The following is a 21,796-nucleotide window of genomic DNA, read 5'->3' as shown; positions in this document are numbered from 1 at the left end:
CAAGCAAGCCTTCAGTGGTCTGTACATTCCTCGTGCAAGCGTGATGAGTTCTTTTTGCTGCTGAGGGTGTAGGGGCCTAACAGCAGCTTGGCTTCCATGCCACGTTCGGTGCAAATCCGAACGAAGCGAGAAGCTTCGACTATTGGCAACGACGTATCGGTATAAATCTTGGAGGTGATATGGCGCAGCCATCGTTCCTGTCCCATTGCATAGACGAATGCTCGCTTGGGGTTAAACAGGTCAATCAAACTAATGGCTTGGGCACAGTCACTACTACTGAGGTGTCGAGAGTTATCAACATTGCGTGGTAACGGCTTGGATAACAAAGGACCATAGAGCCAGCTGACAGGAGCCCCTTCACACTCCATGCCAATGAACAGCGTATCTACAGCAGGCAGGATTTTTGCGAGATGCGCTACCACGCGGGGTTCGATGTTTCGGAAGTCAGCCATCAGTAGGATATTTTCCCCCTCCACATTGACTGCGTAGGTAGCTTTTGCCCCGATGGGCAGGTCGCCGTGCTCGCCTAGAAACGGTAGCGCGGTAACGGTTGCGGAGCCGATTTTCAGCGGTTCGAGATACGGAGCCTCGCGCACATCGGTAAAGCCCAGTTGGCGCAGCATGATGGCGGGTGAGGGATCCGTCAGCTCACCGCGTGCCGCTTGCGGTACGATGACGCATTGTGTGCGGCTACGCAGCTGTAGGAGCGTTTCGAGGAAGAAGTGATCTTGGTGGGAATGCGTGATGACAATCGCATCGATCTGATCCGGCAAGTCCGAGAATGTCCAGCCGCCGTCTTGTCGGGCACTGGCATAGCCAATGACTGGATCGACCAGGATGCTTGTACCAGCGTGTTCAATCAAGACAGTAGCATGCCCCAGTACGCGGACTTTACTGCCAACTACAGCATCGGGTCGCGGCGGCGCTTGCGTTGTAAACAGGCTTGCCAAGTCGTCTGGGGGCAGACCCAGCTCTTGAAGTAATGCTGGTGCGTCCACAGGGTGGATACGTGCCAATGCCAGTCGATCAAGCCGCGGGTCATCGAAGGCGATATCCAAGATACGGTTGTTGCTATCGTCCAGGGTCGGCGTACTCAAGGAGAATGGCCTAGGGTTCGCGCGCTCCGTCTGAATTGAAATGGATTGTAAGCTTTTTACATAGTATGGGCTGCGATAGAGCAGCTCTTCAATCAGCCGAAAGCCAGGTTTTCCTTCCGTCTCTCGAATCAATTCAACGTAGCCCTTGAGCCCGTCTGGTACGGTTGAGTACAGCGATTCCATGGTCGCATCGTCCGGCGCGGCTCTAAGCATCTCTCGTAGTTTTTCAACCTCGATGGCCACTTCAAGCAGTCCCCGGCACTCGCTACGTGTTTTTGAAGCCAAGGCACGAATCGGTGATGAACAGTCAGTTTCATAATCAACGAATGGGCCGCCGATGTTATTTATGTCCTGTACTGCGCGTGCGTGCAAGGCAGGTGCATTGGCATAGGAATCCATGATTGGTAGATGGCGCTTGGCGATATTCAGCGCTCCCGTCAAAGGGGCGATGAGATGCGGCCACGCATACCAGCGTCCAATCAGCGGAACGAGTGTTATGTCCTCTTTAAGCCAATACTGAATCATCAGTTTCTCCCTGTTCGGCTAATCGGTAATTTAAGTAAGCTGAAGCTCACGAGCGGGCGGCTTGGCACTGGCTTCGCGGCATGTATATTTTTTAGAATGCGGTAGGTCTCTGCGTGTGAGGTCAGTGACCTAGAGAGGTGGCATGCAAGCCTTGGTACGCTGAATGGCGGCAGCCGCGAACATATAATCTTTCTCGCTATCGTGAAGCTCGAGAACGAGCTGACGGACGTTATGGGCAATGAGTTGATCCAAGCAGCGGGCGACCGTTTCTACAGAACCGATGAGTAATGGACAATCCAACTGGCCGCGTAAAAACGGGCCCAGCCAATAGGCGTCGTTTGGTGTGGATATAACTTCGGCCTCTTTTAGCAACGCCTTTTTCCATGAAGCATCCGTGTTGTGTATCAGCATATGTTGGGGGATCGCGGAGGTCTTCTCGGGAAAACGCGAGTACGCCTCGGCCCAGGCTTCGTCATCGGAGTCTCGAGCGATGATTCCCATGTGTACCCCCGAAGCGCTTGGTGGCGACACGGCCATTGAACCTTGAAGCATTCCAAGTGACCGGGCACTCAGTGTTTGCGCGGTCTGTTGCGCTGCCGGTGACTGACCGGCAACGAAAAATACCGGCTGCAGATCGGATGGAACTCGATGGGGCAACCGCAAATGTTTAGCGCCAAAGAATTTCCCTTCGAATGAGACGGCCTTATCGCCGCGGCAAAGTTCGCGAACGATCAGGGCAAATTCGCGCAGCCGGTCATATCGCTGATCATGCCCGTCGGCCTCGTCGAGTGCGCTCATATCCGCAAGCGACGTGCCTGCAATCAGATTCAAGTGGCAGCGCGTCCCGTAGCGTTGCGCCAGCATGGCAATGCAACGGGCGACGGTGAATGGGTGCATGTACACAGGGTTAACGGCGATGAAGGGAGACAGGGTGGGGTGAGATTGTGCCAGTTCCCCGGCCACAAGCCAGGGCTCTACCGGCACTTCATTGCCTGTATAAATCAGAATACCTTTGAAACCCGCGGCTTGCGTCAACGACGCTGTACGTCGCATCCGGTCGGAATATTGCCCTACCTCAGATTCTCGAGGGCATGTTGTGAATATCTCCAATGCCGACTTAGTGGGCCGCTCAATCCCTGCCATGATATTTACTCCTGATCTGACGCCATGTTGGCTGCTCTCTGTGCCATAAAGGTTTGCTCAATTGCAGCGTTAACCTGCCTCATCCAACTGATTTGATATTAATAACCTTCAGCCCGCCCAACCCTGCCATTGTTTGTAAGTCGACTACTGCCTCACAGAGCACCGGTACGTCATCAAGGACCAAGCGGCCGACAAACCTTACCTCACCGGTGCCTTTTTCGAAGTCGGCGCTCTCCAATCGCGTTTCTTTGTGATCAATATTCAGCGCGAGCTCGGTACACCCCTGGGTGCTTGTGAACGTGACCAGTACCACACCCTGGTCGAGAGACCTTTGCAATTGGGCTGGGCTTGCTTCGGGGCGCAAAGAGATACGTAGAGGGTGCTGCCCGGTGCTGAGTACCTGTACGAGTGTTTCTCCAGTGTCTTCTTGCTGCTGAGGCGCCTGCTCTGGCAACTTGCCTTGTGTCATCGACCGACGCAGGCTGAGCGGCCGCATATCGGTCCAGACGTTTCCAATGTAATCCAGGCATTCCTGCTTGGATCCACGTTTTCCTTCAGACCTCCATCCTTCGGGAGGTTGGCGCCATTCGGGCCAGACTGAATATTGCTCTTCATGATTAACGACGACGTGGTAAATACCATCGGAGTGGGTGTTCATGGGGTTCTTCCTTGCTTATTCGTTATGAGTTTTGACACGCTGGCTCAGAGCGGCCTTGCTATTACTGACGATCATCCTCAGGTGGATTTGTCCTGAGTCTTACGGCAAGTTCTTCGACAGTTGGCGATTCAAAAAGCGTGACTAAAGGTACCGCTCTTCCTAAGTGAGCACGCAGCTTTGCGACAAGCTTGGTAGCCAGCAATGAATGACCGCCCAGGTCGAAGAAACTGTCGTGCACTCCCACGTGCTCTCTCTCTAGTATCTCTTCATAAAGCGAGATCAGAAGCGCTTCAGTCTCGTCGCGGGCGGCTATGTATTGTGCCTCTTGGTCGCGCCTATCCAATATTGGCGCTGGCAAGGCCTGGCGGTCTACCTTGCCACTTGGGTTCAGCGGAAGCTTTTCAAGCGTCACGAAATGGTTGGGTATCATGTAGGCAGGTAACTGCTGCCGCAGGGCCGCTTGCAAGTCTGACATCGGCGTCGAACGGCTTGCCACATAAGCCACCAGTTGCTGGATGCCTGGCACATCTTCGCGTACCACTACCACCGCGTCGTCCACCTGAGCCTGGCTGCGCAGGCGGGCTTCAATTTCTGTCAGCTCGATCCTGAAACCACGCAGTTTGACTTGGTGGTCCAGGCGGCCGATATACTCCAGTTGACCGTCGTCGCCCCAGCGTACCTGGTCGCCGGTCCGGTACAAGCGGGTACCTTGTTGGCAAAAAGGGTTGGGGACAAAGCGCTCTGCGCTCATGGCCGAGGCCTTGTTGTAGCCGCGAGCTACGGCTATCCCACCAATGTACAGCTCGCCGTTGGCACCTATCGGTACAACATTAAGATCGTGATCCAGTGCATAGAGCTGAATATTGGCAATCGGGCTTCCCATAGGAACGCTTGTCTTGCTCGGATCGAGCTGACATTGCCAATAAGAGACTTCGATTGCTGCTTCAGTAGGCCCATATAAGTTGTGCAGCAAAACGCCAGGGTAAGCCGCGAAGAATTGGCTTTGCAGGCGCAGCGGCAAGGCTTCACCACTGCAGAATACTTTTTTCAATACGTGGGCGTCCGCAGGACCAGCCAGAAACGCCTGCAGCATCGACGGCACGAAGTGCAGTACCGTAATCTGCTTTTCTCTAATGATCTGGTTCATGTAGTCGAGATCTTTATGCATATTCGGTTCTGCAATAACCAAACGTGCACCCACCATCAAGGGTACGAAAAACTCCCACACTGAAACATCAAATCCAAATCCAGTCTTCTGCAAGAAGACATCTGTTGTGTCGAAGTTGCACTCTTCCTGCATCCACATCAGGCGATTGACAACCCCGGTGTGCGGATTCGCCACCCCTTTAGGCCGCCCGGTGGAGCCCGAGGTGTAAATGCAATACGCCAGGTTCGCCGGCGTTACGCCGGTCACCGGATTGGTGCTCGGGCAAGCCTTGAACCGCTCGGCCTGACTGTCCAGGCACAGCGTTGCGTAATCGCCCGGCAGTTGCTCCAGCAGTGAATGCTGGGTCAGCACGCGTTTCACGCCGGCATCGTCGAGCATGTAGGTAATCCGCGAGCCAGGGTAGTCCGGGTCCAGCGGCGTATAGGCGGCCCCGGCTTTCAAAATACCCAGCAACGCCACGATCATCTGCACCGAGCGCTCCATGAACACGCCCACCAGTTCATCGCATTGCACACCCTGTAGGATCAGGTAGTGCGCCAACTGGTTGGCCTGACGGTTCAACGCGCGGTAGCTCACCTGCTGGTCCTGATAGACCAGCGCCACGGCATCCGGAGTACGGGCGGCCTGGGCTTCGAACAGGTGGTGCACGCACTGCGCTGGCTGGCGTTGCACATCGGTGGCGTTCCAGTCGTGGACGATCTGGCGGTAGTCTTTGGCCGGTAACAGGTGCAACTCACGCAGGGCGGTGTCCGGTTGCTGCGTCAGTTGCTCCAGCATGGCCAGCCAGTGGTGGGCCATCCGTTCGATACGGGCCTGATCGAACAGGTCGGTGCTGTATTCGAAAGTAGCCTGCAAGCAGCCGTTGACTTCGGTTACGCCCAGGCTCAAATCGAACTTGGCCAATGTGGCCGGCGCCTCCACGCCCTGGAAGGTCAAGCCGTCGGCCATCAGCTCGCCGGCCGGCGCGTTATGCACCGCGAACATCACTTGGAACAGTGGTGAATAAGCCAGGCTGCGCACCGGCTTGAGCTCTTCGATCAGTTGCTCGAACGGCAGATCCTGATGGGCATAGGCATTGAGCGTGTGCTCGCGTACCTGGGCCAGTAGATCGGTGAACGCCTGTTGCCCATCGATACGTAACCGCAGTGCCAGGGTATTGACGAAAAAGCCGATCAACGGCTGGATGCCAGGGTGGTTGCGGTTGGCAATCGGTGAACCGATGACCAGGTCGTGTTGATGGCTGTAGCGCTGCAACAACACACCGTAGCTGGCCAACAAGGTCATGAACAGCGTGGTGCCGTGCTGTTGCCCGAGAGCCTTGATACGCGCGGTCAGGGCGGCATCGATCTCGCAGGCCACGGTGTGCCCACGGTAACTTTGCACAGCGGGACGAGGCCGGTCAGTAGGCAACTCGAGCAAGGCTGGCGCAGCGTCCAGCGTCTGTTTCCAGTAGGTCAGCTGCTCGTCGAGCCGGGCGCCTTGCAGGTGTTCGCGTTGCCACAGGGCATAGTCGGCGTACTGGATTTCAAGCGGTACGAGGCTGCTGGCCCGGCCTTGGCTGAAGTCGGCATACAGTTGCGACAGCTCCTGGGTCAGCACGCCCGCGGACCAGGCATCGGAGACAATATGGTGCATGGTCAGCAACAGGATATGTTGCTGGTCATCGAGCTTGAGCAGCTGCGTGCGCAGCAGCGGGCCGTTGGCCAGGTCAAAGGGCTGCGCCGCTTCCTGGCGGACCAGCACTTGGGAGCGTGCCAGGCGCTCGTCTTCGGGCCAGGAGGTCAGATCGATCAGCGGCAAGGCGCATACCTGTGCCGGGTGAATATGCTGGTGAGCCTGGCCCTGTACCACCGGGAAGGTGGTGCGCAATGCTTCATGGCGTTCAACCACAGCCGTAAGTGCATGCTGTAGCGCAGCAGGATCGAGCCGGCCCACCAGACGCACGGCGACGGGGAGGTTATACAGGGCGCTGTCGGGTTGCAGCTGGCTGAGGAACCACAGGCGCTGCTGGGAAAAGGATAGGGGGAGCAGGCCTTCGCGCGGCATGCGGGTGAGGGCGGGCAATATGCTACCGGACAATTGCCGTACATGATCTGCCAACGGCTCAATCGACGGCATTTCAAATACCGCCCGCACGGGCAGGTCGATGTTCAGCTCTTCATGCAGCCGAGCGATCAACTGCATGGCCAGCAACGAGTGCCCGCCCAGCTCGAAGAAGCTGTCGTGGATGCCCACTTGCTCACGCTTGAGCACTTCTTCGTACAACGCCACCAGCAACGCTTCGGTTTCGTTGCGTGCCGCCACGTAGCGGTCTTCCAAATGCTCGCGGCTCGCCTGTGGCGCCGGCAGCGCCTGACGGTCGGTCTTGCCGTTGGGCAGCAGTGGCAGCGCCTGCAAAAATACAAATTGGCTCGGCACCATATACCCCGGTAACTGCTGTCGCAGGGCCGCCTGCAGGTTCAGCACCTGGGCCGAGTCGCCGACCACATAGGCCACCAGTTGCTTGATACCTGGTACATCTTCGCGTACCAGTACCACCACTTCGTCGACCTGTGGCTGGTTGCGCAGGGCCGCTTCGATTTCCGCCAGTTCGATCCGGAAACCCCGCAGTTTGATCTGGTGGTCCAGGCGACCGAGATACTCCAGTTGCCCATCGTCGCGCCAGCGCACCAGGTCGCCAGTCCGGTACAAGCGCGTACCCTGTTGGCAGAACGGGTTGGGAATAAAGCGTTCGGCCGTGAACAGCGAGGCATTCAGGTAGCCACGTGCCAAGCCCTCGCCACCGATGTACAGCTCACCTGAAACACCGATGGGGACCACGTTGTAATCCTGGTCCAGCACGTACAATTCACGCTCACCAACGCCATTGCCGATGGGCGCGTATCCGCCGCTGAAGTCGGCAGACTGCGCATCCGCTCGCCAGATCGTGGGGGTGATGACCGTTTCGGTCGGGCCATAGCCATTAATGATCCACTTGGGGCTCAAGTGCTTGATGATGTGGTGCAGGGTGTCGCGACCAAACGCTTCGCCAGCAAAACAATAGGTATTGACGGTCGGGGCACGGCCTTGCTGTGCACTCCAGTCCGCCAGCTGTTGCAGGTAGCTGGGGGGAAACGCCGCAACCGTAATGCCTTGCGCGAGCAGGGTCTCATAGGTTTGCTTGGCTCCCCACAAGGCCTGCTCCTTGAGTACCACGCAAGCCCCGAAGAACAGTGGGGTGATCCAGCGCTCATGGGCGCCATCGAAGCTGATGGACAGAAAGTGGAACTCGCGGTCGTGCGCGGTTAATTGATAACGCGCGCCGATAGTCTGGCAATGCATCGCCAGTGCGCCGTGTGCCACCGCCACCCCTTTAGGCCGCCCGGTGGAGCCCGAGGTGTAAATGCAATACGCCAGGTTCGTCGGCGTTACGCCGGTCACCGGGTTGCTGGTTGGGCAAGCCTTGAACCGCTCGGCCTGACTGTCCAGGCACAGCGTTGCATAATCGCCCGGCAGTTGCTCCAGCAGTGAATGCTGGGTCAGCACGCGTTTCACGCCGGCATCGTCGAGCATGTAGGCAATGCGTGGGCCGGGGTAGTCCGGGTCCAGCGGCGTATAAGCGGCCCCGGCTTTCAAAATACCCAGCAACGCCACGATCATCTGCACCGAGCGCTCCATGAACACGCCCACCAGTTCATCGCATTGCACACCCTGTAGGATCAGGTAGTGCGCCAACTGGTTGGCCTGACGGTTCAACGCGCGGTAGCTCACCTGCTGGTCCTGATAGACCAGCGCCACGGCATCCGGAGTACGGGCGGCCTGGGCTTCGAACAGGTGGTGCACGCACTGCGCTGGCTGGCGTTGCACATCGGTGGCGTTCCAGTCGTGGACGATCTGGCGGTAGTCTTTGGCCGGTAACAGGTGCAACTCACGCAGGGCGGTGTCCGGTTGCTGCGTCAGTTGCTCCAGCATGGCCAGCCAGTGGTGGGCCATCCGTTCGATACGGGCCTGATCGAACAGGTCGGTGCTGTATTCGAAAGTAGCCTGCAAGCAGCCGTTGACTTCGGTTACGCCCAGGCTCAAATCGAACTTGGCCAATGTGGCCGGCGCCTCCACGCCCTGGAAGGTCAAGCCGTCGGCCATCAGCTCGCCGGCCGGCGCGTTATGCACCGCGAACATCACTTGGAACAGTGGTGAATAAGCCAGGCTGCGCACCGGCTTGAGCTCTTCGATCAGTTGCTCGAACGGCAGATCCTGATGGGCATAGGCATTGAGCGTGTGCTCGCGTACCTGGGCCAGTAGATCGGTGAACGCCTGTTGCCCATCGATACGTAACCGCAGTGCCAGGGTATTGACGAAAAAGCCGATCAACGGCTGGATGCCAGGGTGGTTGCGGTTGGCAATCGGTGAACCGATGACCAGGTCGTGTTGATGGCTGTAGCGCTGCAACAACACACCGTAGCTGGCCAACAAGGTCATGAACAGCGTGGTGCCGTGCTGTTGCCCGAGAGCCTTGATACGCGCGGTCAGGGCGGCATCGATCTCGCAGGCCACGGTGTGCCCACGGTAACTTTGCACAGCGGGACGAGGCCGGTCAGTAGGCAACTCGAGCAAGGCTGGCGCAGCGTCCAGCGTCTGTTTCCAGTAGGTCAGCTGCTCGTCGAGCCGGGCGCCTTGCAGGTGTTCGCGTTGCCACAGGGCATAGTCGGCGTACTGGATTTCAAGCGGTACGAGGCTGCTGGCCCGGCCTTGGCTGAAGTCGGCATACAGTTGCGACAGCTCCTGGGTCAGCACGCCCGCGGACCAGGCATCGGAGACAATATGGTGCATGGTCAGCAACAGGATATGTTGCTGGTCATCGAGCTTGAGCAGCTGCGTGCGCAGCAGCGGGCCGTTGGCCAGGTCAAAGGGCTGCGCCGCTTCCTGGCGGACCAGCACTTGGGAGCGTGCCAGGCGCTCGTCTTCGGGCCAGGAGGTCAGATCGATCAGCGGCAAGGCGCATACCTGTGCCGGGTGAATATGCTGGTGAGCCTGGCCCTGTACCACCGGGAAGGTGGTGCGCAATGCTTCATGGCGTTCAACCACAGCCGTAAGTGCATGCTGTAGCGCAGCAGGATCGAGCCGGCCCACCAGACGCACGGCGACGGGGAGGTTATACAGGGCGCTGTCGGGTTGCAGCTGGCTGAGGAACCACAGGCGCTGCTGGGAAAAGGATAGGGGGAGCAGGCCTTCGCGCGGCATGCGGGTGAGGGCGGGCAATATGCTACCGGACAATTGCCGTACATGATCTGCCAACGGCTCAATCGACGGCATTTCAAATACCGCCCGCACGGGCAGGTCGATGTTCAGCTCTTCATGCAGCCGAGCGATCAACTGCATGGCCAGCAACGAGTGCCCGCCCAGCTCGAAGAAGCTGTCGTGGATGCCCACTTGCTCACGCTTGAGCACTTCTTCGTACAACGCCACCAGCAACGCTTCGGTTTCGTTGCGTGCCGCCACGTAGCGGTCTTCCAAATGCTCGCGGCTCGCCTGTGGCGCCGGCAGCGCCTGACGGTCGGTCTTGCCGTTGGGCAGCAGTGGCAGCGCCTGCAAAAATACAAATTGGCTCGGCACCATATACCCCGGTAACTGCTGTCGCAGGGCCGCCTGCAGGTTCAGCACCTGGGCCGAGTCGCCGACCACATAGGCCACCAGTTGCTTGATACCTGGTACATCTTCGCGTACCAGTACCACCACTTCGTCGACCTGTGGCTGGTTGCGCAGGGCCGCTTCGATTTCCGCCAGTTCGATCCGGAAACCCCGCAGTTTGATCTGGTGGTCCAGGCGACCGAGATACTCCAGTTGCCCATCGTCGCGCCAGCGCACCAGGTCGCCAGTCCGGTACAAGCGCGTACCCTGTTGGCAGAACGGGTTGGGAATAAAGCGTTCGGCCGTGAACAGCGAGGCATTCAGGTAGCCACGTGCCAAGCCCTCGCCACCGATGTACAGCTCACCTGAAACACCGATGGGGACCACGTTGTAATCCTGGTCCAGCACGTACAATTCACGCTCACCAACGCCATTGCCGATGGGCGCGTATCCGCCGCTGAAGTCGGCAGACTGCGCATCCGCTCGCCAGATCGTGGGGGTGATGACCGTTTCGGTCGGGCCATAGCCATTAATGATCCACTTGGGGCTCAAGTGCTTGATGATGTGGTGCAGGGTGTCGCGACCAAACGCTTCGCCAGCAAAACAATAGGTATTGACGGTCGGGGCACGGCCTTGCTGTGCACTCCAGTCCGCCAGCTGTTGCAGGTAGCTGGGGGGAAACGCCGCAACCGTAATGCCTTGCGCGAGCAGGGTCTCATAGGTTTGCTTGGCTCCCCACAAGGCCTGCTCCTTGAGTACCACGCAAGCCCCGAAGAACAGTGGGGTGATCCAGCGCTCATGGGCGCCATCGAAGCTGATGGACAGAAAGTGGAACTCGCGGTCGTGCGCGGTTAATTGATAACGCGCGCCGATAGTCTGGCAATGCATCGCCAGTGCGCCGTGTGCCACCGCCACCCCTTTAGGCCGCCCGGTGGAGCCCGAGGTGTAAATGCAATACGCCAGGTTCGTCGGCGTTACGCCGGTCACCGGGTTGCTGGTTGGGCAAGCCTTGAACCGCTCGGCCTGACTGTCCAGGCACAGCGTTGCATAATCGCCCGGCAGTTGCTCCAGCAGTGAATGCTGGGTCAGCACGCGTTTCACGCCGGCATCGTCGAGCATGTAGGCAATGCGTGGGCCGGGGTAGTCCGGGTCCAGCGGCGTATAAGCGGCCCCGGCTTTCAAAATACCCAGCAACGCCACGATCATCTGCACCGAGCGCTCCATGAACACGCCCACCAGTTCATCGCATTGCACACCCTGTAGGATCAGGTAGTGCGCCAACTGGTTGGCCTGACGGTTCAACGCGCGGTAGCTCACCTGCTGGTCCTGATAGACCAGCGCCACGGCATCCGGAGTACGGGCGGCCTGGGCTTCGAACAGGTGGTGCACGCACTGCGCTGGCTGGCGTTGCACATCGGTGGCGTTCCAGTCGTGGACGATCTGGCGGTAGTCTTTGGCCGGTAACAGGTGCAACTCACGCAGGGCGGTGTCCGGTTGCTGCGTCAGTTGCTCCAGCATGGCCAGCCAGTGGTGGGCCATCCGTTCGATACGGGCCTGATCGAACAGGTCGGTGCTGTATTCGAAAGTAGCCTGCAAGCAGCCGTTGACTTCGGTTACGCCCAGGCTCAAATCGAACTTGGCCAATGTGGCCGGCGCCTCCACGCCCTGGAAGGTCAAGCCGTCGGCCATCAGCTCGCCGGCCGGCGCGTTATGCACCGCGAACATCACTTGGAACAGTGGTGAATAAGCCAGGCTGCGCACCGGCTTGAGCTCTTCGATCAGTTGCTCGAACGGCAGATCCTGATGGGCATAGGCATTGAGCGTGTGCTCGCGTACCTGGGCCAGTAGATCGGTGAACGCCTGTTGCCCATCGATACGTAACCGCAGTGCCAGGGTATTGACGAAAAAGCCGATCAACGGCTGGATGCCAGGGTGGTTGCGGTTGGCAATCGGTGAACCGATGACCAGGTCGTGTTGATGGCTGTAGCGCTGCAACAACACACCGTAGCTGGCCAACAAGGTCATGAACAGCGTGGTGCCGTGCTGTTGCCCGAGAGCCTTGATACGCGCGGTCAGGGCGGCATCGATCTCGCAGGCCACGGTGTGCCCACGGTAACTTTGCACAGCGGGACGAGGCCGGTCAGTAGGCAACTCGAGCAAGGCTGGCGCAGCGTCCAGCGTCTGTTTCCAGTAGGTCAGCTGCTCGTCGAGCCGGGCGCCTTGCAGGTGTTCGCGTTGCCACAGGGCATAGTCGGCGTACTGGATTTCAAGCGGTACGAGGCTGCTGGCCCGGCCTTGGCTGAAGTCGGCATACAGTTGCGACAGCTCCTGGGTCAGCACGCCCGCGGACCAGGCATCGGAGACAATATGGTGCATGGTCAGCAACAGGATATGTTGCTGGTCATCGAGCTTGAGCAGCTGCGTGCGCAGCAGCGGGCCGTTGGCCAGGTCAAAGGGCTGCGCCGCTTCCTGGCGGACCAGCACTTGGGAGCGTGCCAGGCGCTCGTCTTCGGGCCAGGAGGTCAGATCGATCAGCGGCAAGGCGCATACCTGTGCCGGGTGAATATGCTGGTGAGCCTGGCCCTGTACCACCGGGAAGGTGGTGCGCAATGCTTCATGGCGTTCAACCACAGCCGTAAGTGCCTGTTGCAGTGCCTCGCTGTCAAGGTGACCGCTCAGGCGCACGGCGACGGGGAGGTTATACAGGGCGCTGTCGGGTTGCAGCTGGCTGAGGAACCACAGGCGCTGCTGGGCGAAGGATAGGGGGAGCAGGCCTTCGCGAGCGCTACGGATCAAAGCGGGTGTAGGCTTGAGGGCCAATAAATAAGAGAGAAGTTGGGGCTTCTGGTCCTTTATTTCAGCGAGGATCTCGGTGGGAAGCTTCACTCCTTTCGGTACAAGGCAGCGGAGGTTGTCGCCGAGTATTTCAAGGCGAGCCCCGAGACCAGCTAATTGTCTTACGATCTGGAATGGCGTCATTTTGAAAGCAGCTTCCTTACTGGTTATGCAGAAACGAGCATGTTCAAAACGATAACAAGCTCAGCATAAAATCCTTGACGCCTCAACTTCAATCAGCTTGCTCTTAAACTCATGTACTGAGGCTCAAGAATGAAAACCGATTGTAAGTGTTGAGTGAAACCGTCGCGCACAGCCATGATATTTGTTCCTCAGGGCGAGGGCAAGCAGACTAAACGAATTGATTTTCCTGAGTGTCCAGTTTCGTCTGGGGTAGTTGACCGAAAGTCGTGGGTGTTAGCCTACTAGTCAGAAAAGGTGCTGGTATATTGATCATGCTGAAATAATAATGGCCCTGCTATTGTCGTTTGCGGATAAGCAAGCCTTGTTCAGGCGCATTCTAAATATGCATGTGATAATTTTTAGCTCTGCTGGCGATGTTGATAGCTGAATTGAAAGTTTGCTGGGTGCTGTAGCTCATGTGAATGATTGATAGGTTCGGCATGAGATTAATGCACCCGGCAGTGAGCTAGCGTTAATGTGCAAGGCTCAGTGTTCAGGAGGTCATCTTACTAAGTGAGGTGACTAATTACGACTTTTCAGTTCAGGCTCCCACAGCCGCAACCACTCAATGAGTTTTACCGCATAGGGGGGGCCAAAATAAAAGGAGCCTATACGAGAGGCCATGGACAAGTGCAACGCCGTTACCCAGATTCGCTGCACAAGTAGCATAGCGGATTGAATGGAAAAGTCATCGGCAGTAACGGTGTGTTGAGAGCGATAGCCGTCAAAATAGGCGCTGATGAGCGCCTGGTTAGCAGGCGTTGGCCCACTGGACCACGTCATGCCGCGCGCAAACGCTGCCAACTCGAAAGCTCTCCAGCCCCAACCACTGCAATCAAAATCGAACACACACGGCCCGTTGTCAGAGAAGTGTATGTTCGAGCTATTGAGGTCCCCGTGGCAAAAGTCTGTTGTCAGTGTATGAGCCTGAATAAGTTCGGTCAGTTTTATTGAAAGACCAAGGAGGTAGGCCCTCTCATCTGCACCTAAAAAAGGGATGATCTTTCTTATCGGATCCAGCAGGATGAAGTCCAAGTCAATGCGCATATACTGGGCTGAGGCTCTCAATGTATCGCAGGCATCATGGAGCTTGGCCGCTGCACAACCATAACGACTGGCATTCTTGGTGCCCTCCGGCCCTGAATAGCTAACCTCTACCCCGGCGGCGTGCTCAAATAGAACTGCCGTACGAGATCCTTCGGCCGCTTCTAGCGCCAGAAGATAATCCCCTGTTGTTCGAGCAACGGGTCTTACAACTGAGGCACCTGCTTGGGCGAGCTGCAACAGGGCGCCGATCTCGGTGTGAGTCTGGCTTGGTGTTCTCCAGCCGTAGGGATGTATCCGTAGCCACCACTGACGTCCGTTAGCTTCCAATCGAAAAACATCATTTACCGAGCATCGCCAGAGGTGGCAGCTCTCGATGGTGCCAATATCGTACTCGTTTTTGAGGTGTGAGGCCAAGGCAGTTGCATTAAAAATAGTATGACTTGTAAGTTGCATGTTGAATCTCCACAAATAAAAGTTTGAGAAATAAGCCTGCTGGAGTTGTTGGTGGATTTTATATCAGCGAGCAGCAGGATGATTGTCCAAAATACTGGTTTGAGTCTGATGGTAAATGCTTTTTAATTCGCCGTCTTCCATCGTGACTATCTGATCGGCAAAGGAGAAGTAACGGTCATCATGGGTAATAACGACCACCAGCTTTTTTCTTTTGCGCAAGGCTGGCAGTAGCTGCTCGTAAAAAATCCTCTTGAATGCGGGGTCCTGATCGGCTGCCCATTCATCAAACATGAAAAAATCTTTGTCTTCCATGAGGGCGCAGAGAAGCGCCATACGACGACGTTGACCATCTGAAAGGTTTTGGCTGGAAAAATTGTCCCCCATCATGTCGATGAGGCTGTTTAGTTTTAAAGACTCGACATGTGCATTGAATGTGGAGTCTTTTTTTAATTCGGGCAAGTTAAGAAGCTTGTCAAAAATATGGTAGTCGGAGTAAATCGAATATATCGCATTTCTGTAGGACGAGATGTTTTCAAGGTTGACCGCCGTATCATTGAAGGCAATGGTTCCTTTAGTGGGTTTGTAGTGCAAAGTCAGTAGTTTGGCAAGGGTTGACTTGCCTGAGCCGTTACCGCCAACAATGTAGGTGATTTGTCCGCGTGTCAATATAAGATTGATGGGGCCTATCCTCGCTCCCGCCTGAAATTTCTCGGTGGGGTATTGATAGTAAATATCGCTTAGTTTGACAGAGTCGAAAAAGCCAGCGGCATGTTTGCCCGTCGCAGACCGCTCGTTGCAAAGTTCGTTGAGTATGTGGTTGAGTTTGTTAAGTGAAATGCGCGCATTCAAATATTGTGGCATCAGGTTAAGCAGTGTGGCGATCGGGCCAGTGATGTATAAAAGGGCCATGGTGATGCCTGCCAGCTCACTTTTTGAAATGGTACGATAATTCACAAATACGAATACAATGATGCCGATGATAAAAAAATTTATCATTTCCCCATAAATTGCAGTGGTCCTGATGAATGTATTGGCGCGCTTATCATGTTTTAAGATTTTTTGCTCGGCAGTGCCGGCGATTTTTGATAGAAAATCTTCCTGTTTTTTTTCACTGAGCTTCAACTCCTTCGCGCCCAGAATTAAGCCTCGTATCGCTTCATGCAAATCGTCAGTTGCCTGTCGTGAGCGTGTGTAATATTTCAGGGCGAAGAACATCGGAATTTGATACGAAACGGCGCCAGCTGCAATTGCTCCAAGCACCAAGGAGAAAACTGGAGGGTTCAGGTAAAGTAAAAACGAAAGAACTCCAAGCAAAGACACCGAGCTGATCAGTAACTCTGGCAATAGGCCTGCGCCGATAACGATGCGCGGAACATCGGAAGTGAGGGTGGCGATGAGTTTGGCTGAGCCCATTTTTTCAAGTTGGTCAATGGGGGCGCTGATGATTCGTTTAAATATCTTGGTCCGCGTGTCGGAAGCCAGTTCAATCGAAACTCTTATTAGCAATACTTGAGATAAGGCCTTAGTGAATATAATGAGTAAGCAGGCGATCAGAAAAACCAATGCCATGCGGTAGTGTACAACCTCAAAACCAAGGAACCTGAGCGTTTCTGCTTCTGATTGATTCTGTGAAAGCGGGTCATCCGAAAAGCTTGCGAGGACGAGCGGGATGAGCAGGGCATAACAGCACCCCGCTACCCCGCCCATGATGACTGAAAAAAAAGTGCGATTAGGCGCGATCCTTCCTAACGCACTGAAAAGATTCCTGCTCAATTTCATTGTGCCTCTTGGTTCGCGTTAAGGTACAACCGATGATTGCGAGATGCCTGGTTTGGGAAATCCAGCTTAAAATATTTTCCATCTCTGAATGCAGTCAGCATGTCGCGATAATGGGGGCTTAACGGATGTCCTGACTGGCCGGTGGGCAGCGAGTACCAATGTTCTATATGATTACCAAGTTGTACGATCTGTCTGAAACCAGGGCCTGCGTCTTGGCGATACCCACGGGAATCATAAAGTTTGGCATTGGCCACGTTAATCGTGTCTTCGGCACCACCATTACTGATAGAGCTCTCAAAGAAATTTTTTATCAAGCTGACTTCGCTGAATGGCGTGTGGCGATAATAGGCGTAATGGATGTCGCCCCAGTGCCACTCGTGAAGATTGTCACCTTGGAGTTTTTTCAATTCTTTGATTGTTTTCGTTAAAGAACGTACTAGCGTATTTGCACAGGACTGTTCACTGGCAGTCTCTTTTTTACACCAAGTGTCGTTATTGGCAGCCAATGCATCGACCACGGTATCGGTAGACGCATCGATGCCAAAATTGTTAAGTTCTTCGAGTTTTCCTCGCATGTCCCAGTTTTGAGTGAGGTTTTCGGTGAATAGCATGGTCTTCAGGTGTCGGACCCAGACGAGATAGATAGCCGCTGCCGTACTCTCGCGAGTCACGTCACCATCCCAGTTACGTAAGACTTGAAGTGCATCATATTGTTCTGGGTTTTCAGGTTTAACTGTCAGTAGCAACGGGAGTAGTTTTTTTGCGGCTAGACTCTTAACGTCGAGTTGCATGGCCATCATCGTCTCTACCCTGATTTTGCTATCCATGGCGAGTGCGTTGTTTATCAGTAACTCGATGTTGTTGGCGCGTTCGGGAGGTGCCCAGTCATTTGAAATGAAGTGGGGGTTGTCAGGCGTCATATTGTTATTGGCAGAGACGATATATCCATTTTTCGGGTTGTATTGCCCTGGCATTTCACTGAAAGGGATGTAGCCTTTCCAAGCGTATTGGGCGGAGCCACCAGGAGAAGGGAATTGTCCATCGCCTTTGTTCCGAACGGGGATTCTACCGGCGCCCTGATAACCGATATTGCCCTTGCGATCGGCATACAGCAGGTTCAGTGCGGGCGCAACAAAGTAACTGACGGCTGCATGAAAAGATGGCCAGTCGTGCGCGAGGTTGATGCGATAGATGGATTCGTAAGTCGTATCCGATTTTTCCAGGCCCGTCCACTGTAGGGATATGGCTCGGTCAAAAGAGCCTGATGTATCGCTGATAATAGGGCCGTGTTCAGTGCTCAAAACCTGAATGATGAGTGGTTTCGAGGGGGGGCGTAATACGACAGGAAAATCTGGCTTCACCAGAATACTTTCTTCACGACGATTCGGCGCCTGCCAGCCCGCTGTGGATTTGTATCGTAGCGGCGCAGTAGAACTTAATTGTTCGATGTAACCGTCTTGGACATCGGCCATCATGCTGGTGCCAGCCCAGGCAATATTTTCATTTGCTCCAAAGACGACGAGGGGTAGTCCCACCAGGCTCATGCCATTACTTCGCAGGTGGTCCCCAGACTGGCTGACTACGTACCATGCCGATGGTGTCTGCAGTCCCAGGTGGGGATCATTAGCCAGGAGGGCCGCACCGTTCGCGCTATGCTCGCCACTGATCACCCATGCATTACTTCCAATGCCGACGGCGCCCATTTTAAACGTGTCCCTGAACTGGTTTGTCTGGTTGACAACTTGTTCCAGTATCGTACTCATTGCAGGTCCGCCAGCCTCTGCGGATAGCTCAGTATCAGGAGTGTTGAGGTTGGGGTACATGGATTTGAATTGAGCGTCATTGAGGCGAGAGATAGCCAAATACCGTTCCATCTCTTTGGGGAAATTTCCGCTCAATATCAATGCGAAGAATTTTAGCCAGGCAATCGAATCAACGGGGGCCCAGCGCTCGGGCTGAGTGTTCAACAATAGAAACTCGGGTGGTAGCGGATGATTTTCGGCCAGCCAGGCATTTATGCCATCCGAATAGGCGGTCAATGTGGCCTGTGCTTCTGGACTGAGGGCCTGCCAAGCGGAGTCTGCGGTTTGTGTGATATCGAGCTTTCTTAAGAAAATATCTTGCTTAAGGTAAGCGCTTCCGAAAAATTCACTCATGCGACCCTGAGTGGTCCATTTTTGTAAGTTTAACTGCCACAGCCGGTCTTGGGCGTGCGCATACCCCATCAAGAAATACACGTCCCGATCGGATTCAGCTGATATTTTGACAATGCCTTGTTCGTTTCGGACTATGCTGCCAGAGGTATAAAGCCCATGAACTGAACGAGTGCCGCTTTCCTGGGCAAGGCTAGCACTCAACATCCAATAGGCTGAAAGCCCGGCAATGATCAAGGGCGGAAACAAAAAGAAGATGAAGCGCATTGCCAAGGGGTACTGACGAAACATTAAAACCTCAGATATTACTTATAAGCGATAGCATCAGCGGCCGCGAACTGAGCGGATGAGTTTATACAGAGGCAATCGTTTGGCACTCGGGCCGCTCAAGAGCGTATTCGTATAGTTCCTTGGCGATTTCCTGTGCTCTGAACGGTAGTATTGACAATAGGCTATCGCTTAGACCATGGCTTGATTCGTTGAAACCCTGAAGATAGATAGCGCTCTTAAGTCTTTTGTCAGTCTCTAATCTGTAGTTCCTTGTTGTTTTAAAATCACCCAGATAATCAGCCAGCGGCGCGAGAGCTTCGCGATGTGAAGAGCGTTCGTAGCCTGTCGCTAAAACCGTGAGGTCATATTCCTTCGTCAAGCTTTCCCCCGTTGAGTGATTTTGTATCAATAGGGCTACACTGTCTTCCGTATGGCGAGTGTGTTCTGTGCTGCAGTGTTTAAGAAGGGTGTACCGATGTTCGCCAGCAACTTGCTGATGATAAAGAATGCTGTAGATTCGTTCAATCAGATCGATATCAATAACCGAATAGTTTGTGTTGTTGAACTCGCTTATTAATTTCTCTCGCTCTGTTACTGATTTGTTGTAAATGAAGTCGGTGTAGCGCGGTGCGAAAATTTCGTTGACGAACGGGCTTTGATCTGATGGCTTAAGTGAACTGCCGCGTATAATCAGATCGATGTGAGCAGACGGAAAGCGATCATGTAGATCGATAAAGGCTTCCGCAGCGCTTTGGCCTGCGCCAATCACGGCAATTCTTCCTGGATGGCCATGAGTGTGGCTGAAGCGTTGCAGGCTATGGAGGTATGTGCAATGGTGAAAGACTCGAGGGTTGTCTTCTGTCAGCATAAAGGCAGACGGAATTCTTGGAGTGCCTCCCAGGCTTAATACAAGCGACTTTGTTTGGCGCGTCTGTTGCTGTCCATGACAGTCCCTGGAAATAACGTCAAGTAGTTCGATTTCGCCTGTTTTTCCAATCTGGGGCTCGACTCTAAGAGCCTGCTCGCCGTAAATGCAGCGTTCGGAAAAGTGAGCAGATACCCATTTCAGATAATCGTTATATTCCAGGCGACTCGGGTGGAACTGACCTAGATTTATGAACTCGACAAGCCTATCTTTTTGGTGCAGGTAGTTGATGAAGCTGAACGGGCTGGTCGGGTTGCGCAATGAAACCAGATCTTTCAAGAAAGATATCTGCATCTTGCTTTGCGGTGTCAGTGTATTGCTGTGCCAGTTGAATTGCTTTTGTTTTTCGTAGAAAACGACATTGAGTGGGCGCGTCGAGGTTGTTTTCAGCTCGTCTAAAGCAATAGCCAAAGCCAGGTTCGAAGGACCAAAACCTACACCTATCAAATCATACGAGGGTGTGGCTTCTTGCGGTAGTGGCATAGTCTCGGCATCCTTGGCTGGTTGTGCGTGCACCATCGGGCCATGTCGGTGGCGCCCCAGGCTGGCAGATATAGCGCTGTTCAGCACTATACTTTTTCCATGAGGGGGTACTAGTATGCATGCAAAAAAGGCTACGGTGCCAGAGGCATTACCTCTTGCCTAACGCTCAGGGGCGGATGTGTTTGCTACTTGCATTTCGACGAAGCGTGCGCTAAAGAACGGGTGCCGTCCCATCGACTATTAGTCTGTACGCTTCTCTGGTAACCTGAAAAACATGCCTGGCCCTAGGTGGATCGAAAGGCAGGCTTTAACTTTTTGAGTGGATTATGCGGATCGCATACTTAATACCAAGGATGGTGAGCGTAGCGGTCGCTGCACTGTCAGTGCTGACTGGCTGTCGTCCGGCGGACCCTGACAGCAACCCCTCCAAAATAGCAGTCGATGTTGTTATTGCAACCCCTTCTACTCTGGCTGATGTATCTAGACTTACCGGCCGCTCCGATCCTTATCGGAGTGCGCAGGTGCGCGCCCGCGTAGCGGGAATCGTGCAGAAACGAGAATACACTGAAGGCGCTGAAGTGAAGGAAGGAGAGTTGCTGTTTCACATTGATCCTTCTCAGTTAATAGTCAATTTGTCTGCTGCCCAAGCCGAGTTGACCCAGGCAAGGGTTACCGCCGATGCTGCGCGAGACATCGCTCAGCGATCCATGCAACTGGTGGAAGATCATTCCATTAGTACGCAGCAATATCGCAAGGATTTTTTCGCCGAAAAACATGCTCTTGCTGTGTTGCAGATTGCTCAGGCAAAAGTGCGCGATGCGACGTTGCAGTTGTCTTATGCCAGCGTAACGTCGCCGATATCAGGTCGTGCGCGTAGGGCGCTCGTCAGCGAAGGCGCATTGGTGGGTCAAGATGAAGGAACTGTCCTGACCACGGTAGAGCAGATCGATCCTATCTACGTAAACTTCTCTCTGCCGGTTGCGGATTTCCTTGAACTACGCAAGGCGCAATTTGAACGGCCTGATGATGGGAGCCTGAAGACTGTCCGTTTGCTGCTGGGTGATGGGACGCGTTATGAAGTTCCTGGCACGCTTGAATTTTCGGACTCAGCGGTGGATCCGCATACAGATACCGTGGCGTTAAGGGCCGTATTTTCCAACTCTAATCATCTATTGTTGCCCGGCATGTATATGCAGGTAGAGGTCACGCGCGCGTCTGCGGGCAAGGTAATTCTGATCCCGCAGCAGGCCCTTTCGCGCGGGGCAGGCGGGGCATATGTGATGGTTGAAAATAACGGTGTGGCGCGTCAAGTCAGTGTCCATGCCGACAGTCTTGAACGAAATCAGTGGCGGGTCGAGTCGGGATTGCTCGGGGGGGAAAAGGTCATTCTTGAGGGCGGAGCCCTACGTGACGGTCAGCCAATAGAGCTCAAAAAGTCCAGTGCACCGGCTAACGTGAACCGTTCATAGG

8 protein-coding genes and 1 pseudogene are annotated in these 21,796 nt (G+C 54.9%); 1 reads left to right on the top strand and 8 read right to left on the bottom strand.

The features are described 5' to 3' along the window. Positions 1-11 precede the first annotated feature (11 nt). The 8 genes and pseudogenes from QYQ93_RS25465 to QYQ93_RS25430 all read right to left on the bottom strand — a co-directional run bounded on the left by QYQ93_RS25465 (position 12) and on the right by QYQ93_RS25430 (position 20,326). Entirely contained in the window at positions 12-1,622 is a 1,611-nt protein-coding gene (locus tag QYQ93_RS25465; protein ID WP_338475759.1) for an MBL fold metallo-hydrolase, read from the bottom strand. Between the two features lie 129 nt (positions 1,623-1,751). Continuing rightward, entirely contained in the window at positions 1,752-2,765 is a 1,014-nt protein-coding gene (locus QYQ93_RS25460) for an LLM class flavin-dependent oxidoreductase (protein WP_338475758.1), read from the bottom strand. Positions 2,766-3,231: 466 nt separating this feature from the next. Next, positions 3,232-3,423 (bottom strand): annotated as a pseudogene (locus QYQ93_RS25455) (MbtH family protein); the annotation flags it as partial. A gap of 61 nt (positions 3,424-3,484) precedes the next feature. After that, complete coding sequence (locus tag QYQ93_RS25450; RefSeq protein ID WP_338475757.1) at positions 3,485-13,084, bottom strand: amino acid adenylation domain-containing protein; 9,600 nt, start codon at positions 13,082-13,084, stop codon at positions 3,485-3,487. 654 nt (positions 13,085-13,738) lie between these two features. Continuing rightward, the gene (locus QYQ93_RS25445) at positions 13,739-14,716 is read right to left on the bottom strand and encodes a phosphotransferase enzyme family protein (protein WP_338475756.1); all 978 of its coding nucleotides are present in this window, start codon (positions 14,714-14,716) and stop codon (positions 13,739-13,741) included. A gap of 63 nt (positions 14,717-14,779) precedes the next feature. After that, positions 14,780-16,495, bottom strand: coding sequence for a cyclic peptide export ABC transporter (locus tag QYQ93_RS25440; protein ID WP_043050658.1), 1,716 nt, complete (start codon positions 16,493-16,495; stop codon positions 14,780-14,782). After that, positions 16,492-18,939, bottom strand: coding sequence for a penicillin acylase family protein (locus QYQ93_RS25435; protein WP_338475755.1), 2,448 nt, complete (start codon positions 18,937-18,939; stop codon positions 16,492-16,494). Before QYQ93_RS25435 ends, QYQ93_RS25440 begins: the two co-directional genes overlap by 4 nt. Before the next feature lie 61 nt (positions 18,940-19,000). Further along, positions 19,001-20,326, bottom strand: coding sequence for a lysine N(6)-hydroxylase/L-ornithine N(5)-oxygenase family protein (locus QYQ93_RS25430; RefSeq protein WP_043050659.1), 1,326 nt, complete (start codon positions 20,324-20,326; stop codon positions 19,001-19,003). Between the two features lie 326 nt (positions 20,327-20,652). Here QYQ93_RS25430 and QYQ93_RS25425 point away from each other — a divergent pair, with 326 nt between their 5' ends. Then, on the top strand, positions 20,653-21,795 hold the full coding sequence (locus tag QYQ93_RS25425) for an efflux RND transporter periplasmic adaptor subunit (RefSeq protein ID WP_043050660.1): 1,143 nt from the start codon (positions 20,653-20,655) through the stop codon (positions 21,793-21,795). The last annotated feature ends 1 nt before the right edge of the window (position 21,796 follow it).

Source organism: Pseudomonas khavaziana (genome assembly GCF_036704165.1).
Classification (GTDB): domain Bacteria; phylum Pseudomonadota; class Gammaproteobacteria; order Pseudomonadales; family Pseudomonadaceae; genus Aquipseudomonas; species Aquipseudomonas khavaziana.
Note: the sequence above shows the minus strand (reverse complement) of the source record. Positions and strands in the feature narration are given on the sequence as shown.

Coding starts and splice junctions, on each gene's coding strand:
- QYQ93_RS25465 (WP_338475759.1), bottom strand. CDS start 1,622: ATGATTCAGTATTGGCTTAAAGAGGACATAACACTCGTTCCGCTGATT.
- QYQ93_RS25460 (WP_338475758.1), bottom strand. CDS start 2,765: ATGGCAGGGATTGAGCGGCCCACTAAGTCGGCATTGGAGATATTCACA.
- QYQ93_RS25445 (WP_338475756.1), bottom strand. CDS start 14,716: ATGCAACTTACAAGTCATACTATTTTTAATGCAACTGCCTTGGCCTCA.
- QYQ93_RS25440 (WP_043050658.1), bottom strand. CDS start 16,495: ATGAAATTGAGCAGGAATCTTTTCAGTGCGTTAGGAAGGATCGCGCCT.
- QYQ93_RS25435 (WP_338475755.1), bottom strand. CDS start 18,939: ATGTTTCGTCAGTACCCCTTGGCAATGCGCTTCATCTTCTTTTTGTTT.
- QYQ93_RS25430 (WP_043050659.1), bottom strand. CDS start 20,326: ATGCCACTACCGCAAGAAGCCACACCCTCGTATGATTTGATAGGTGTA.
- QYQ93_RS25425 (WP_043050660.1), top strand. CDS start 20,653: ATGCGGATCGCATACTTAATACCAAGGATGGTGAGCGTAGCGGTCGCT.